17 protein-coding genes and 1 pseudogene are annotated in these 13,786 nt (G+C 65.2%); 2 read left to right on the forward strand and 16 right to left on the reverse strand.

What is annotated here, in order from left to right:
• Positions 1-73 precede the first annotated feature (73 nt).
• Positions 74-508: a thioredoxin TrxC gene (gene trxC, locus B3361_RS16015; protein ID WP_054904607.1), complete on the forward strand. Its 435-nt coding sequence runs from the start codon at positions 74-76 to the stop codon at positions 506-508.
• A 3-nt stretch (positions 509-511) separates the two neighbouring features.
• On the opposite strand, the gene B3361_RS16020 is transcribed toward trxC, so the two are convergent.
• The 4 genes and pseudogenes from B3361_RS16020 to B3361_RS16035 form a co-directional block, all read right to left on the reverse strand.
• Positions 512-868: a helix-turn-helix domain-containing protein gene (locus B3361_RS16020; RefSeq protein ID WP_054904608.1), complete on the reverse strand. Its 357-nt coding sequence runs from the start codon at positions 866-868 to the stop codon at positions 512-514.
• Positions 858-989, reverse strand: a pseudogene (locus B3361_RS16025) (type II toxin-antitoxin system HigB family toxin); the annotation flags it as partial. The gene B3361_RS16020 and the pseudogene B3361_RS16025, both read right to left, overlap by 11 nt.
• 13 nt (positions 990-1,002) lie before the next feature.
• Positions 1,003-1,776, reverse strand: a complete 774-nt coding sequence (locus B3361_RS16030) for a ParA family protein (protein ID WP_009684980.1) — start codon at positions 1,774-1,776, stop codon at positions 1,003-1,005.
• Positions 1,777-1,792: 16 nt separating this feature from the next.
• The gene (locus B3361_RS16035) at positions 1,793-2,722 is read right to left on the reverse strand and encodes a LysR family transcriptional regulator (protein WP_047149597.1); all 930 of its coding nucleotides are present in this window, start codon (positions 2,720-2,722) and stop codon (positions 1,793-1,795) included.
• A 107-nt stretch (positions 2,723-2,829) separates the two neighbouring features.
• Between B3361_RS16035 and B3361_RS16040 the strand changes: the two genes are divergently transcribed.
• Positions 2,830-4,074, forward strand: coding sequence for an MFS transporter (locus B3361_RS16040; RefSeq protein WP_054904609.1), 1,245 nt, complete (start codon positions 2,830-2,832; stop codon positions 4,072-4,074).
• Between the two features lie 36 nt (positions 4,075-4,110).
• On the opposite strand, the gene B3361_RS16045 is transcribed toward B3361_RS16040, so the two are convergent.
• The 12 genes from B3361_RS16045 to B3361_RS16100 all read right to left on the reverse strand — a co-directional run bounded on the left by B3361_RS16045 (position 4,111) and on the right by B3361_RS16100 (position 13,785).
• Positions 4,111-4,458 (reverse strand): YgiW/YdeI family stress tolerance OB fold protein, encoded by a 348-nt coding sequence (locus tag B3361_RS16045; protein WP_047149598.1) that lies wholly within the window; start codon positions 4,456-4,458, stop codon positions 4,111-4,113.
• Between the two features lie 61 nt (positions 4,459-4,519).
• Positions 4,520-4,999 (reverse strand): hypothetical protein, encoded by a 480-nt coding sequence (locus B3361_RS16050; protein ID WP_054904610.1) that lies wholly within the window; start codon positions 4,997-4,999, stop codon positions 4,520-4,522.
• Positions 4,996-5,790, reverse strand: coding sequence for a type II secretion system protein GspL (locus B3361_RS16055; protein ID WP_336874040.1), 795 nt, complete (start codon positions 5,788-5,790; stop codon positions 4,996-4,998). Before B3361_RS16055 ends, B3361_RS16050 begins: the two co-directional genes overlap by 4 nt.
• An 18-nt stretch (positions 5,791-5,808) precedes the next feature.
• Positions 5,809-6,105, reverse strand: a complete 297-nt coding sequence (locus tag B3361_RS16060) for a hypothetical protein (RefSeq protein ID WP_054904612.1) — start codon at positions 6,103-6,105, stop codon at positions 5,809-5,811.
• Positions 6,098-6,955 (reverse strand): general secretion pathway protein GspK, encoded by an 858-nt coding sequence (locus B3361_RS16065; RefSeq protein ID WP_054904613.1) that lies wholly within the window; start codon positions 6,953-6,955, stop codon positions 6,098-6,100. Before B3361_RS16065 ends, B3361_RS16060 begins: the two co-directional genes overlap by 8 nt.
• Positions 6,952-7,899: a type II secretion system minor pseudopilin GspJ gene (gene gspJ / locus B3361_RS16070; RefSeq protein ID WP_082414618.1), complete on the reverse strand. Its 948-nt coding sequence runs from the start codon at positions 7,897-7,899 to the stop codon at positions 6,952-6,954. The genes B3361_RS16065 and gspJ overlap by 4 nt, the downstream gene beginning before the upstream one ends.
• Complete coding sequence (gspH, locus tag B3361_RS16075) at positions 7,877-8,341, reverse strand: type II secretion system minor pseudopilin GspH (RefSeq protein WP_054904614.1); 465 nt, start codon at positions 8,339-8,341, stop codon at positions 7,877-7,879. The genes gspJ and gspH overlap by 23 nt, the downstream gene beginning before the upstream one ends.
• A complete protein-coding gene (gspG, locus tag B3361_RS16080) occupies positions 8,338-8,784 on the reverse strand; it encodes a type II secretion system major pseudopilin GspG (protein WP_054904615.1) in 447 nt (148 codons plus the stop codon). Before gspG ends, gspH begins: the two co-directional genes overlap by 4 nt.
• 1 nt (position 8,785) lies before the next feature.
• Entirely contained in the window at positions 8,786-9,991 is a 1,206-nt protein-coding gene (gspF, locus tag B3361_RS16085) for a type II secretion system inner membrane protein GspF (RefSeq protein WP_054904616.1), read from the reverse strand.
• Position 9,992: 1 nt separating this feature from the next.
• Positions 9,993-11,456, reverse strand: a complete 1,464-nt coding sequence (gspE, locus tag B3361_RS16090; protein ID WP_154211592.1) for a type II secretion system ATPase GspE — start codon at positions 11,454-11,456, stop codon at positions 9,993-9,995.
• A complete protein-coding gene (gspD, locus tag B3361_RS16095; protein ID WP_054904618.1) occupies positions 11,453-13,294 on the reverse strand; it encodes a type II secretion system secretin GspD in 1,842 nt (613 codons plus the stop codon). The genes gspE and gspD overlap by 4 nt, the downstream gene beginning before the upstream one ends.
• A complete protein-coding gene (locus tag B3361_RS16100) occupies positions 13,291-13,785 on the reverse strand; it encodes a type II secretion system protein N (protein WP_029886141.1) in 495 nt (164 codons plus the stop codon). Before B3361_RS16100 ends, gspD begins: the two co-directional genes overlap by 4 nt.
• Position 13,786 lies beyond the last annotated feature (1 nt).

Raw genomic sequence — 13,786 nt, forward strand, 5'->3', positions numbered from 1 at the left:
CAGTCCACCCTGTGGGAGCGGCCTTGTGTCGCGATGGGCTGCAAAGCAGCCCCAATAATCTCGAGGAACCAACATGTCCGAACCACTGGTCATCCCCTGCCCCCACTGCAACGGCCTCAACCGCTTGCCTGCCGAGCGCCTGGGCGACGCGCCGAAATGCGGCCGCTGCAAACAGCAGGTCCTGCTGAGCGCCCCTTTCGAACTCACCGAAGCCAGCTACGCCAGCCAAATCAAAGGCGACCTACCGCTGTTGGTGGATGTCTGGGCCGACTGGTGCGGCCCGTGCAAATCGTTCGCCCCCACCTTCGAACAAGCCGCCCGCCAACTGGCCGGCCGCTGCCGCCTGGCCAAGCTCGACAGCGAAGCCAACCGCAACCTGGCCGGGCAACTGGGCATCCGCTCGATCCCCAGCCTGCTGCTGTTCAAGAACGGCCGCGAAGTCAGCCGCCAGGCCGGGGCGTTTCCACTCCAGGCGTTGTTGGAGTGGGTGCGCAGCCAGGGGGTTTAGTTTTCAAGCGCTTGCCAGCAGCGACTCATAGGGAATGCGAAGGCCATCATGCAGGCGCTTGATCATGGAAAGGCTCAGCCCGCGCTTCCCGCTCAGTACTTCCGAAACTCGCCCGCTTGGACCGATGTACGGTTCAAGATCTCTTGGCGTGAGCCCCTGCTGATCCATACAAAACTTGATAGCCTCGATGGGATTGGCGGGGTGAATGGGATAGTGCCTGTTCTCGTACACTTCGATCAGTGTCACAAGCACTTCCAATTCATCAGCCTCAGGCGTGCCCGCCTCAGACTGAAAAATGGCTTCGAGGCGCTGGAATGCTGCTCGGGGATCGTCCTCGTTACGAATCGGCTTAATCTTCACAGATTGTCTCCACGTCAATCTCGTCATAGCGCTTGTGCGTACCGACGAACTTCACCCAGGCGATACCGGCGCGGTACTGCATCTCAACCACAAGCCGGTACTTGTTACCCCCAATAAGGAAGCGGGCTAGATACCTACTCGCTGCGCTCCAGCAAATCATGCAACTCGACAAACTGCTGTGTCAGCTTGTGCCTGGGCTCCAGGTGAATCAGCGGCAGGCTGGCGTGGTGCGATTCACGCATCTTCACCGAGCTGCCAAGGTACACCGGCAGCACCGGCAGCCCTTCGGCCAGCAGTTCGTCGAGCATCTGCTGCGGCAGGCTGGCACGCGACTGGAACTGGTTGACCACGATGCCTTCGACTACGAGGTCTTCGTTATGGTCTTCCTTGAGGTCTTCAATTTCGGCCAGCAGGCCATACAGGGCCTGGCGCGAAAAGCTGTCGCAGTCGAAGGGAATCAGCACACGGTCAGCCGCGATCAGCGCCGAAACTGCATAAAAATTAAGCGCCGGCGGGGTGTCGATATAGATCCGCTCGTAATCCTCGTCTAGCTCATCGAGCAGCTTACGCAGCTTGTTGATCTTGTGCTTGGCCTCGAGCTTGGGCTGCAGGTCGGCCAGTTCAGGCGTTGCAGTCACCACATGCAGGTTGTCGAACGGGGTTTCATAGATATCCACCTTGTTCTTCTTGCTGAATGGCCCGCTGGACAGGCTCTGCTTGAAGAAATCGGCGATACCCATGGGGATATCCTCACCCGTCAGCCCGGTGAGGTACTGTGTCGAGTTGGCCTGGGCATCCAGGTCGACCAGCAGGGTCCGGTAGCCTTCATTGGCACTGACCGCCGCCAGGTTGCAGGCGATGCTCGACTTGCCCACGCCACCTTTCTGATTGAACACCACGCGCCGCATGGTTGACCTCCGTGTTTCAACGAATGCCCGAGTATGTGGCGGTGTCGCCGCCATGGCCAGTGCTATTCGCCTGAAGCAGCTGCGCAAACGCCTTGGCCATGGCCGACCCGCCGCCTTCGCGCTGCACCAGCCACACCGCGGTCATCGCCCCCTCGTCGAGCAAGGTGCGGTACACCACCCCTTCGATACGCATGCGCTGGAACGAGGCCGGCAGCACCGACACCCCCAACCCCGCCGACACCAGGCCGATGATGGTCATCGCCTCCCCTGCCTCCTGGGCAAAATGCGGGCTGAACCCGGCCTGCCGCGCCAGGCTCAGCAACTGCGCATGCAAGCCGCTGCCATAGCTGCGCGGGAAGAACACGAACGGCTCATGGGCCAGCGCCGCCATGTGCACGCCTTGCCCGCTGGCTTCGGCCAGCGGGTGTGAGGCATTGATCACCGCCACCAGTGGCTCGCGGAACAGCTCGGTGGCCAGCAACCCTTCCGGCAGCGGCATTGGCCGCATCAGGCCGATTTCGATGGACTCATCGAACACCCCTTCGGCAACATCGCGGCTGCTCATTTCCTTGAGGTTCAGGTGCACTGCGGGGAAGCGCTGGCGAAAGGCATGAATGGCCTTGGGGATCTTCGATGTGAACGGGGCCGAGGAGGTAAAGCCGATCTTCATCTCGCCCAATTCACCCAGTTGTGCACGCCGCGCCACATCCGCCGCCTTCTCCACCTGCGCCAGCACCTGACGCGCCTCGCCCAGGAACAGCCGGCCTGCCTCGCTCAGCTCGACCCGGCGGTTGGTGCGCTCGAACAAGCGCGCCCCCAGCTCCTGTTCCAGCGCCTGGATCTGCTGGCTCAGCGGCGGTTGCGAAATGCCCAGTTGCTGGGCGGCGCGGCCGAAGTGCAGCTCTTCTGCCACGGCAATGAAATAACGCAGATGGCGCAGTTCCATGGTTCGCTCCAAACAAGTCGCACAACGTCTTAAATAGGTCGAACAATATATTGGATCTAATCATTAGCCAGCTATATGCTTTTTTCATTGCACCAGAGGTACCCGCCGTGAAAACTGCTGTAGCCGCGCAGCCCATCCAACTCGAACCTGCCACCTTGACCGACATGTGGATCGAAAAAGGCACCCCCGCCTTCATGAAGACCGTGCTGGCCCTGTTCAGCGGCGGCTTCGCTACCTTCGCCCTGCTGTATTGCGTACAGCCGATGATGCCGTTGCTGTCTAAAGAATTCGCCATCAACGCCGCACAGAGCAGCCTGGTGCTGTCGGTGTCGACCGCGATGCTGGCGTTCGGCCTGCTTGTCACCGGTCCGATCTCGGACCGCATCGGCCGTAAGCCGGTGATGGTGTTCGCCCTGGTGTGCGCCGCGCTCTCCACCCTGGCCAGCGCGGTGATGCCGAGCTGGGAACTGGTGCTGGCCACCCGCGCGCTGGTCGGCCTGTCGCTGAGCGGCCTGGCAGCAGTGGCCATGACCTACCTGAGCGAAGAGATCCACCCCCAGCACATTGGCCTGGCCATGGGCCTGTACATCGGCGGCAACGCCATTGGCGGCATGAGCGGGCGGCTGATCACTGGCGTGTTGATCGACTTCGTCAGCTGGCACACAGCCATGCTGACCATCGGTGGCCTGGCCCTGGGCGCCGCCCTGGTGTTCTGGAAGGTGCTGCCGGAGTCACGCAATTTCCGCCCGCAAACGATGAGCCCGCGCAGCCTCCTGGACGGGTTCGTCATGCATTTCAAGGATGCCGGCCTGCCCTGGCTGTTCCTGGAGGCCTTCCTGCTGATGGGTGCCTTCGTCACCCTGTTCAACTACATCGGCTACCGCCTGCTGGCCGAGCCCTACCACATGAACCAGGCACTGGTCGGCTTGCTGTCGGTGGTGTACCTGTCCGGCATCTACAGCTCGGCGCAGGTCGGCGCCTTGGCGGACAAGCTGGGCCGACGCAAGGTGTTCTGGGCCAGCATCGTGGTCATGGCGTGTGGTTTGCTGATGACCCTGGCCAGCCCACTGGCCATGGTGATCGTGGGCATGCTGGTGTTCACCTTCGGCTTCTTTGGCGCGCACTCGGTGGCCAGTAGCTGGATCGGCCGGCGGGCGCTGAAGGCCAAAGGGCAGGCGTCGTCGCTGTACCTGTTCAGCTATTACGCCGGCTCGAGCGTGGCCGGTACGGCGGGCGGGGTGTTCTGGCACCAATGGGGCTGGAATGGCATCGGCCTGTTCATAGGCAGCTTGCTGGCAGTGGCGTTGCTGGTGGCGCTACACCTGAGCAAGTTACCACCGAAGTCGGCGTGAGGCATTCGCGGGCACGCCCGCGAACTGGCCCGGGAATCAGTTGATGATTTCGACGATATCCACATCCACTTCACGGCTCATCAGGTGTTTCTCCACCTCACCGGTCAGCTTGACCTTGGTCTTGTCGTTGAATGGCGTCGGTGGCAAGTCTTCATCATCGATTTCCACGGTGATGGTGCCGGTGTTGTCCTTGAATTCGTATTTGTCGTCGTTGTTGATCTTCTTGGTGACGAAGCCCTGCAGCACCACCGGCGTGTCATCGGCGGCATCGTTCGCAGCGGCCACGGTGGTTACCGCTTGTGCACCCGGGCCGGTATAGCCGGCAGCCAGGGCAGCAGTGCTGAACAGCGGGGCGAGGATCAGGGCAAGGTAACGGGTTTTCATGGAGGCAGGTCCTGTTTCGGTTTGGATGGGAACAGCCTACCGAAGCTGGCTGAATCCAATCTTAATCGCCCCAGGCTTCGTCCAGTTCCAGCGCCAGCTGCACCTGCAACTGCGCGCCAGTCACCTGTAGCTGCACACTGCGCAGCTGTGCGCCGTCACGTTCCAGCGTGTGCAGCCAGCTCAGCACTGCCGTGGGCTGGCCTTCGAGGCTGACGTCGAGCTGCGTGGCCCGAGCCTGCAGCCCGACAACGCGCAAACCGGCGGCCAAGGCACGCTCATTGAGCGCGGCGGGCGTCAGTGCCCGCACCGCTTTGCGCCCCCCGACCGGCGCTGACGCCACCTGCTGCAACTGCCCGGCCAGCTCCAGCGCCTGCCCATGGGCAAGCTCGGCCTGCAGCAAGCGCTGCTTGCCAGGCACCCAGGCCAGTTGCCAGAGCACCAGCATGGCCACACCCCATAGCGTGACCCTGATCAGTGCCCGGCGAGTGGCAGGTAGCGTTTGCCATTGGCGAGCAAGGGCCTGCTCAAACCTGCGCTTCATCGAGTCCCGCTCCAGGTCAGGGTTGCCCGCACCCCTTGGGCGGTCTGCCGGGCCTGGTCCATCAGCACGGCAGGGGCCAGCAGGCGCAAGCGCTCGAGGTCATCGAACCCTAGGGCCAGCACATCCATTCGCCACCCTTGCGCCGGGCTGAACGCGGCCCGCTCGAGGGTGATGTTGCCGGTTTCCACCAGCGGCTGCGCGACGGCCGCCAGGCCTTCCATGCGGGTGGTCGCACGAGGGCCGGCCTGCAACGCCCTGACGCGCACCGCCAGGTCACCGGTGACGGGCTGCCCAGGCGCCCACCGCTGGAATGCCTGAACGTTTTCGGCATGTTGTTGAGCCACGCGCTGCAACAGCCCCTCGACACGCCAATGATCGGCCACGCACAGCATGGCGAAGCCCAGCAGCCCTGCGCCCGCCAACGCCGACCAGGGTAACGCCAGGCGCTGACGGCGGAATGGCGCCTGGCGCAGGTCCAGCGCCTTGGCTCGCCCTTGCAGCAAGGTCTGGAAGGCATTGTCGACCCTGTGGTTGACCAGCGGTTGCCCGCCATCGGCAGCGGCCGCCTGCCAGGCCATCGGCGGCAATTGCCGTGCCACGATTTCGGCTGCCTGGGGCGTAGCGACCAGCCACGGCCCACCTCGACCGCCCACCAGCCAGCGCCCGTCAAGCCACAGTGCACTGGGCTGCTCGCCACCCAGCAGGTCGGCGTCGACATGGACCGCGGCCGGGTCGATACCCAGGGTTTGCAACAAGGCCAAGACATTGCGCAGCACCTGACGCTCTATCACCAGCGCACGGCGGTGCCCTTACATATCCGCTGCGGCAAAAACCAGGTGCACCGATTCCAGCGCCGCTGCCAACTGCTCTTCGGCGGCGTAGGCCAATGCTTCAGGCTTCGGCCGCTTGCCTGGCACGGGGCCGATTTCGCAACTGCCGAGCATTTCCATCGGCAAGACAAGGATCACAGGGCCGGCCAGGGTCGCCCCGAGCGCGTCCAGACGCGTCTTGCGCACGCTGCCGTCGGCTGCTCGCAGCCACACCGGCCACTGCGCATCGGCCGCCGCAACGCCCGCGGGCAATAGGTACAGCCAGGTTTCACTCATCTGCTCTTCGCTCCCGCATTGCAGTAAACACACGCCGCACCACACGAACCTGGTGCGTGTTCAAGTCGATCTCCAGGTCGCTGTACAGGTACATGCGCCTCCCTGCCTGCTGTGCCTGCACCTCAAGGCGAAACCAGCGGCTGGTCACGGCAAGCCCGCGCCTGTTCACGCCCACGCCTTCCAATTGCGCAGAGGCCAGAAAACGCTCCACCGTCGGGTAGCCCGCCTCGGGGCGTTGCCGTACCAGGTCGGCGGCCACCGCTGGCGACAACTCCGCCAGTGCTGCCAACAGGCGTGCCGGGGCCGTGTTGATGTTGAGCCGCGCCTCCTTGGGCAACACCACTACCCAAGGCTGCAAACGCGCCATCACCTCGGCAGTGACGCCCGGCAGGGCCCGCAACTGGGTAGGGTCCAGCAGCGGCTGGCCCGCCAGCGCCTCCAAGGCCGGCGGCGCCACCTGCAGTGCATGGCACAGGCGCTGCCAACGCTCGAGCAGCAAGGGGTCGGGGGTTTTACCTGCGGTCAGGGCGCCGAGGTTGAAGCGCCCTGCAAGGTCCTCCAGCTGTAGTTGCACCCGGCCTTCGCCCAAGGTCAACACACGGGGTTGGCCCCAGCCCTGCCGCCCGTGGGTCACCTGCAGGATCTCCCCTACCTCACCCCGCAGGCTCGCAAGCGCCTGTTGTTCGCCGGCTTGCGCCAGGCGCAACAGGCGCGTGGCTTCGAGCTGCTGGGCAACACTGCCAAGCAGCAGGCGATGGCTGTGCAACATGCCGGCTACCAATAACGTCAGCAGCGCCATCACCAGCAGCACGGTAATCAGCGCCAGCCCCTTCTGCCGTTGACGCTTCACTGGCTGGCCCCGCCAAGCGGCAGTACCCGCCGAATCTGCGCCAAGCGCCGGGTGGACAGGGTCACCTCCAGCGCCTGCGGTGGCAGGGCCCGGCGCTGGGCCATTGGCCAATGCGCCTGCCAGCCGCTACCGGGTACATGCAGGCGCCACTGCAGTTCGCCCACACCTTCGAGCAAACGCTGCGGGCGCGGCTGGCCCTGCCCCTGGGTGCGCCGCTGGCGCCACAGCACGCCGTCGGCGAGCCAGTATTCGACCACCCTCAGTTCGCTGCGCTTGAGCGCCTGGTGGTCGGGTTCGCGGGTCAGCCAATGGGCCCGGTCGCCGTTCAACAGGATGCCGTAACCGCCCTTGCCCAGGCTCGCCGGCAAATACCCTTGCAAGGCATCGCGCTGGATCAGGCTCATGGCCCTGCCCAACGCATGCAACTGCTCGGCCTGGGCCTGGCGCGCACGCTCGGCCCGCATGACCACATCCAGCACACGCGCACTGCCCACCGCCAACAAGGCAAAGAGGGCCATGGCCAGCAGCAGTTCGATCAAGGTGAAACCGTGCTGGCGGGGCCTAGCGTGACGCATCGCTGCCCCCTGCCACCCGGTGGCCTGGTGCAACACCTGGCGATCGGCCGCAAGGCCCACGCGCACCTCGACCTCCAGCAGGCCAGCCCCGCCCAGCCGTCGGCGGCTTTCCTGCAGCGTCCAGCGACGCTGGCCGAACATCACCTCCACACTGCGCTGGCCGGGCGCCAGGGCCGGTTGCAGGCGCATTTCCAGCAGGTGGTTGTCGGCGACCCAGCTGGCAAAAAGACGCTCCTGCAACCCCTGCGACTGCACCAGTATGCGCTGGCTGGCCGTGCTCACCGCCACGGCCAGCACCGCGAAGATCGCCAGCGCCACCAACACCTCGAGCAGGGTGAAGCCGCGTTCAGGGCTGGAACTGCGGGGCATTGAGGCCATCGCTCGACAGGGAGACCAGGCGCACGGTGTCGGCCTCGAAATACAGGGAAAACGGCGTGTGCTCGTCATTGCCGTACATCACCAGTTGCGGCGCCTTGCCAGGCACGGCGGGTGGCACTGGCAGCCCATCGATCTGCAGGCGCAGGTCCAGGCCAATATCGCGCTGCTGGCCCGCGGGCTCCCAGCTGTCACCGCGGGCCTTCAGCAGCTGATAGCCTTGCGGGTCGATTCGGATACCCAGCGCCACGCCCTCCAGCACAGCCTGTTGCCGTGCGTGTTGCACCAGTTGCAAAAACAGGTTGGCCTCCTGGCTGGCCAGGCGCTGCGGGTCGCGCCCGATACCGAGCCCCGCCATGCCCATGACGATGCTCAGCAGCAGCAGGACCAGCAACAGTTCCAGCAGTGTGAAGCCTTGCGCGCGGGGCCGTTTCATTCAGACCAGTTGCCGATATCGGCATCCATCTGTTCGCCGCCCGGCTGCCCGTCGGCACCCAGCGAGTAAAGGTCATACCCCTGGTTCGAACAGCTGCCCGGGTTCACGTACTGGTAAGGCGAGCCCCAAGGGTCGGTAGGGGTACGCTTCAGATAGCCCTGGGCACTCCAGTTGCGCGGCAATGGCGCCACGCTGGGGCGTGTGACCAAGGCGTCCAGGCCCTGCGCGGACGTTGGATAACGGCCGTTGTCCAGCCGATAGATTTCCAGCGCGGTGGCGATCGACTGCAGGTCGGTGCGGGCTGCGGTCAGCTTGGCATGGTCGGGACGGCTCATCACGTTGGGCAGTACCAGCGCGCCAAGCACGCCCAGGATGATGACCACCACCATGATTTCGATGAGTGTGAAGCCACGTTGCGCGTGGCTTGTAAAACGAAGGGACATGTCAGTTGACCAGTTGGTTGAGGTTGAGGATCGGCAGCAGGATGGCCAGCACGATGAACAGCACGATGCCCCCCATCACCAGCAGCATCAGGGGTTCGCAGAGGCTCACCAGCAGCGCGATACGCCCTGCCAGTTGCCTGGCCTGGAGGTCTGCGGCACGTTCAAGCATGGTGTCCAGTTCACCGGCGCGTTCGCCGCTGGCGATCATGTGCAGCATGAGCGGTGGCAGGGTGTCGCTGCGTGTCAGGCAACTGGCCAAGGCGCTGCCCTCGGCCAGCTCGCGGGCGGCCTGCAGCAGACGCTCGCGCAGGGTGAGGTTGCCGATCACCGCCGCAGCGATGTTCATCGCTTCTACCAAGGCCACGCCGCTGCGCCCCAGGATCGCCAGGGTGCTGATGAACCGCGCCGCCTCGCTGGCCCGCGCGAATTCGCCATAACCTGGCAGGCGCAGTGCCAAGGCATGCCACCGGCTACGCCATGGCGGTTGTTGCAGGGCCCACGCGCCCAGAGCAATGCCGGCCAGCAGCAGCGTGAGCGCTGCCAGGCCGCACTGGTTGGCGGCATCGCTCAGGGCAATCAGCACTTGCGTGGCCAACGGCAGGCGCGCCTGGTCGCGGGAGAATGCCTGCACCACATCAGGCACGACATAGCCCAGCAGAAACCCCACCACCAGCAACGAGACGGCCAGCAGAATCACCGGGTAGACCATGGCCAGCTGCACTTTCTGCCGCAAGGCTTGCTCGTCCTCGCCATGCGCGGCCAAACGTTCGAGCACGTCCGCCAAGCGCCCGGAGCGCTCCGCAGCGGCCACGGTGGCCCGGTAGATGACCGGGAACGCCCGCGGGTAATGGGCCAGCGCCTGGGCCAGGGCATGGCCTTCGGCAACCCGCTCTGCCACGCCGCGCAACACCTGCCGCTCCTGGCGCCGGGTGCCTTGCTCGGCAACCGCCTGCAAGGCTTCGGTCAACGGCAGCCCGGCCTGCAGCAGGGTCGCCAGCTGGCGGGTCAGCAGCGAGCGCCGGGTCAGGCTCAAACCGCTACGGTTCAGCACGCCCGCCAGCAGTGACCGCGGCACGGGGCGCAGTTTCAGCACCTGCCAGCCTTGCTCGCGCAAGGTTTGCCGAGCCTGACGCGCCCCTGGGGCTTCCAGCGTACCGCGCTGGCGGGCGCCCTTGGCATCCTGGGCCTGATAGCGAAACAGCTGCATGTCAGTCCTGCCCGGTCACGCGCAGCAGTTCTGCCAAGCTGGTCTGCCCTTGGCAGACACGCTGAACACCGTGCTGGAACAGGCTCGGCGTGTCCTGGCGAATCAGTTCATGCATTGCGGCCTGGGATGCCTGGGTGTGGATCGCCTGAGCCAGTGCAGGCTTGACCACCACCATCTCGTGCAAGGCCAGGCGCCCACTGTAGCCCGCCTGGCATTCATTGCAGCCCTGCGCCTGGTAAAGCTGCGCGGGCAGCCCGGCAGGGTTGCCCAAGGCGCTGGCCATGGCCTGGTCCACCTCGCAGGCCACCTTGCAGTGCGGGCAGAGCCGGCGTACCAGGCGCTGGGCCATCACCCCGGCCAGCGACGAAGCCAGCAGGCAAGTATCGATGCCCATGTCGGCAAGCCGCGTGATTGCGCCCAGCGCGCTGTTGGTGTGCAGGGTGGAAAGTACCAGGTGGCCCGTCAGCGACGCCTGCACCGCGATGTTGGCGGTTTCCTTGTCGCGGATTTCGCCCACCATGACCACGTCCGGGTCCTGACGCAGAATGGCGCGCAGGCCACGGGCGAAGGTCATGTCGACCTTGGGGTTGACCTGGGTTTGCCCGATGCCGGCCAGGTGGTACTCGATCGGGTCCTCCACGGTGAGGATATTGCGCGACTCCTGGTTCAGGTACGCAAGCGCGGTGTACAAGGTGGTGGTCTTGCCCGAGCCGGTTGGGCCGGTGACCAGGAAAATGCCGTGTGGCTTTTCCAGCATGCTCATGAAGCCAGCACGCACAGCCGCCGGCATCTGCATGTGGTCGATGTCCAGGCGCACGGCCTGCTTGTCCAGCAACCGCAGCACCACCCGCTCGCCATGGGTGGCAGGCAGGGTCGAAACGCGCACGTCGACTTCATGGCCAGCCAGGCGCAGGCTGATACGACCGTCCTGGGGCACGCGCTTCTCGGCGATGTCCAGGCGCGCCATGACCTTGATACGCGAAACCAGCAGGGCAGAAAGCTCCCGTGGGGGTGACAGCACTTCGCGCATGACGCCGTCGATGCGCATGCGCACGCGCAGCTGATGCTCGAAAGTTTCCAGGTGGATATCCGAGGCCCGCGAGCGCACCGCTTCGCTGAACAGGGCATTGAGCAGGCGGATGATCGGCGCATCGTCTTGCTGTTCGAGCAGGTCGCTGGTTTGCGGCAAGGCCTCGGCCAGCCGTGGCAGGTCGATTTCCTGGTCCAGGCCCTGGACGATCGATTGCGCGGCATCCCCACCCAGGCCGTAGCAACTGGCCAGGCGCTCGGCGAAGTCGGCTTCGCTCACCTGGCGCAGCGGCCAGGTATTGCCCAGCAAGCGGCAGGCTTCGGCCAGGGCGGCCAGGGACGCGCCTTCTCGCATCATCAGCACCGGCTCGGGCGCCTGGCGGTCGAGCAGGATCCCGTGACGCCGGGCAAAGCCGAATGGCAGCTCAGGGCTCATGGCTGTGGCACTTGCGCGCTTGGCAAGCGACGTGGCTCGAACAGGCGCTGAGCATCAGCCGGCAAGGGCGAATCATCGGCTGCGCGCACCCCGTCGTAGGCCCTGCGCCCTACCTCGACCCGCTCCGCCTGGCTACGCAAAATGGTCGGGCGCAGGAAGACCATCAGGTTGGTTTTCTCCTGAATGTCGCTGCGCCAGCGGAACAGACCGCCAAGCCACGGAATGCGGCTGAGCAACGGTACCCCACGCTCGACCTTGCGCATGCTGTCCTTGATCAGGCCGCCAATCACGATGATCTCGCCGTCGGCGGCCAGGATGGTGCTCTTGAGCGTACGCTTGTTGGTGACCAGGTCGTTCTCGGCCGTGCTCGGTGCGATTTCGGAGCTTTCCTGCTCGACCTCCAGGCGCAGGCTTTGCCCCTCATTGATGTGCGGGCGCACCTTCAGGCTGATACCGATATCCTTGCGTTCGACCGTGGTGAACGGGTTCTCCGAACCACTGCCGGGGGTAACGTAGGAGCCGGTCTTGAAGGCGACGTTCTGCCCCACCAGGATATGCGCCTCCTGGTTGTCCAGGGTCAACAGGCTTGGCGTGGACAACAGGTTGCTGCGGCTGCTGCTGGCCAAGGCCGATATCAGCGCGGCAAAACGGTCCGTGCCAATGGCCAGGGCAGCGCCACCCGGCAGCTTGGCCTCCTTGCCCAGCAGGTCGGCCAGCCCGGTGCCACTTTCGCTGAACGTGACCCCGCCGTTGAGCCCGCCGGTGCCCACGCCCCACTGCACACCCAACGCTTCATCGATGCTGCCGCTGACTTCGACGATTGCCGCATGGATGAGGACCTGCGCCCGTGGCTGGTCCAATTGCTGGATGATCTGCTCGACGCTGCCCAGTGTCTGCGGCTCGCCCAGCAGCACCAGCGCATTCTGGTCGGCATCGGCCTTGACCACGGCGTCGCCAGTGAGGTTGGCGCCCAAGTCACGGGTGCCCGGCGCCCTATCCAGGCGCTTGCCCACCTCACCCAGCACGTCGGCAAGCTGCTCGGCGTTACTGTGCTGCAAGCGCACCACACGCCAGTTCTGCGCGGTGGCGGGTGCCGCCACATCCAGCGAACGGGTCAGTTGTGCCAGGCGCTGCCTGGACTTGGCCGGGCCGAGGATCAGCAGGCGGCTACCGTTGGCGTCGGCCACCACCTGCACACCGCTGTCCGGCCCCCCGGCCGCCGCTTCGACCACGGCGAACACGGCCTCGGTCTGGGCGTTATGCAGGGTCACCAGCTCATAGTCGTGCCGCTGGCCGCTGTCCAGCTGCAAGACCAGGCTCTCCAAGCGTTCAAGGTTGGCTGCAGAGTCGGTCACCACCAAGGCGTTGGCCGAGCTGGAGGGGCCAATGTAGCCGCTGCTGGACACCAACGGCCGCAACAGGCCGGCCAGGTCGGCAGCGACGCTGCCCGACAAGGTAAAGACGCGCGTGGTGAACGCGGCCGGTATGGCCTCCACCTGTTGGTTGGCCCAGGCCTTGGCTTCGCTGGCCGGCAGCACCAGCAAACGGTCGCCATCATTCACGGCGGCAAAGCCCTGGGCATTGAGCACGGAGTAGAACAGCCGGCGTATGCCTTCGCGGTCCAGGGCTTCGTTGGAAAGCACGGTGATGCGCCCCTGCACGCGGGGGTCGAGGATGATGGTCTGGTCGAGGATTTCCCCTACCTCACGCACCACCTCGCGTACGTCGGCATCGCTCATCGCCAGTTGCCAGGTGGGCATTTCAGCCAGCGCCAGGGAACAGCACAGGGTCAAACAGGCGCCTAACGAGGCGCCTTGCAAATATCGCTTGAAAGTCATTGCACCTCCCGCAACAGGCGGGATGAAGGATCAGAAACCGGGCGCGGGCGAGGGGCCGCCCCCATGGGCAGAAAAACGCTGGGGCCAGGGGTAGCCAACGCCACGACTTCCTCGCGGCCGTCGACCCACAGCACGATGGAGCGCACATCGATACGGCGCAGCACACCGTGGCCCGCAATCCGCTCACCCACCCGGTAGACAGCCTCGCCCCCAGCGCTTTTCACCAACGCCCGCGCCCCGCCCTGGCTGGATACGAAGCAGGCCTTGAGCGTGATGTCCGCCCGGCTAGACCGCTGGCGCTCAGGCTGAAAGCCGAATGCCAAGGCCAGGGCGGTCGTCGAGAACGGTTGCTCCGGGGCGGCTGCCGTGGCCAGCGCCGAGGCCGGCAGCAGCGGGGGCGCAGTTAACGGATACAGCCGTTCCCGCGCTATCAGCCCGGCAAGCGTTACCAGTACCAGCGCCAGCCAGATCACATGCGATGAGCGCTTCATC

This window comes from Pseudomonas sp. UBA6699 (assembly GCF_002454615.1).
Taxonomy (GTDB): domain Bacteria; phylum Pseudomonadota; class Gammaproteobacteria; order Pseudomonadales; family Pseudomonadaceae; genus Aquipseudomonas; species Aquipseudomonas juntendi.

What these genes read in the sequence shown, in the direction of transcription:
- gspG (WP_054904615.1), bottom strand. Translation starts at nt 8,784, where the DNA reads ATGTCCCTTCGTTTTACAAGCCACGCGCAACGTGGCTTCACACTCATC.
- trxC (WP_054904607.1), top strand. Translation starts at nt 74, where the DNA reads ATGTCCGAACCACTGGTCATCCCCTGCCCCCACTGCAACGGCCTCAAC.
- gspE (WP_154211592.1), bottom strand. Translation starts at nt 11,456, where the DNA reads ATGAGCCCTGAGCTGCCATTCGGCTTTGCCCGGCGTCACGGGATCCTG.
- B3361_RS16100 (WP_029886141.1), bottom strand. Translation starts at nt 13,785, where the DNA reads ATGAAGCGCTCATCGCATGTGATCTGGCTGGCGCTGGTACTGGTAACG.
- gspJ (WP_082414618.1), bottom strand. Translation starts at nt 7,899, where the DNA reads ATGCCCCGCAGTTCCAGCCCTGAACGCGGCTTCACCCTGCTCGAGGTG.
- gspD (WP_054904618.1), bottom strand. Translation starts at nt 13,294, where the DNA reads ATGACTTTCAAGCGATATTTGCAAGGCGCCTCGTTAGGCGCCTGTTTG.
- B3361_RS16030 (WP_009684980.1), bottom strand. Translation starts at nt 1,776, where the DNA reads ATGCGGCGCGTGGTGTTCAATCAGAAAGGTGGCGTGGGCAAGTCGAGC.
- B3361_RS16035 (WP_047149597.1), bottom strand. Translation starts at nt 2,722, where the DNA reads ATGGAACTGCGCCATCTGCGTTATTTCATTGCCGTGGCAGAAGAGCTG.
- B3361_RS16060 (WP_054904612.1), bottom strand. Translation starts at nt 6,105, where the DNA reads ATGAGTGAAACCTGGCTGTACCTATTGCCCGCGGGCGTTGCGGCGGCC.
- gspH (WP_054904614.1), bottom strand. Translation starts at nt 8,341, where the DNA reads ATGAAACGGCCCCGCGCGCAAGGCTTCACACTGCTGGAACTGTTGCTG.
- gspF (WP_054904616.1), bottom strand. Translation starts at nt 9,991, where the DNA reads ATGCAGCTGTTTCGCTATCAGGCCCAGGATGCCAAGGGCGCCCGCCAG.
- B3361_RS16045 (WP_047149598.1), bottom strand. Translation starts at nt 4,458, where the DNA reads ATGAAAACCCGTTACCTTGCCCTGATCCTCGCCCCGCTGTTCAGCACT.
- B3361_RS16050 (WP_054904610.1), bottom strand. Translation starts at nt 4,999, where the DNA reads ATGAAGCGCAGGTTTGAGCAGGCCCTTGCTCGCCAATGGCAAACGCTA.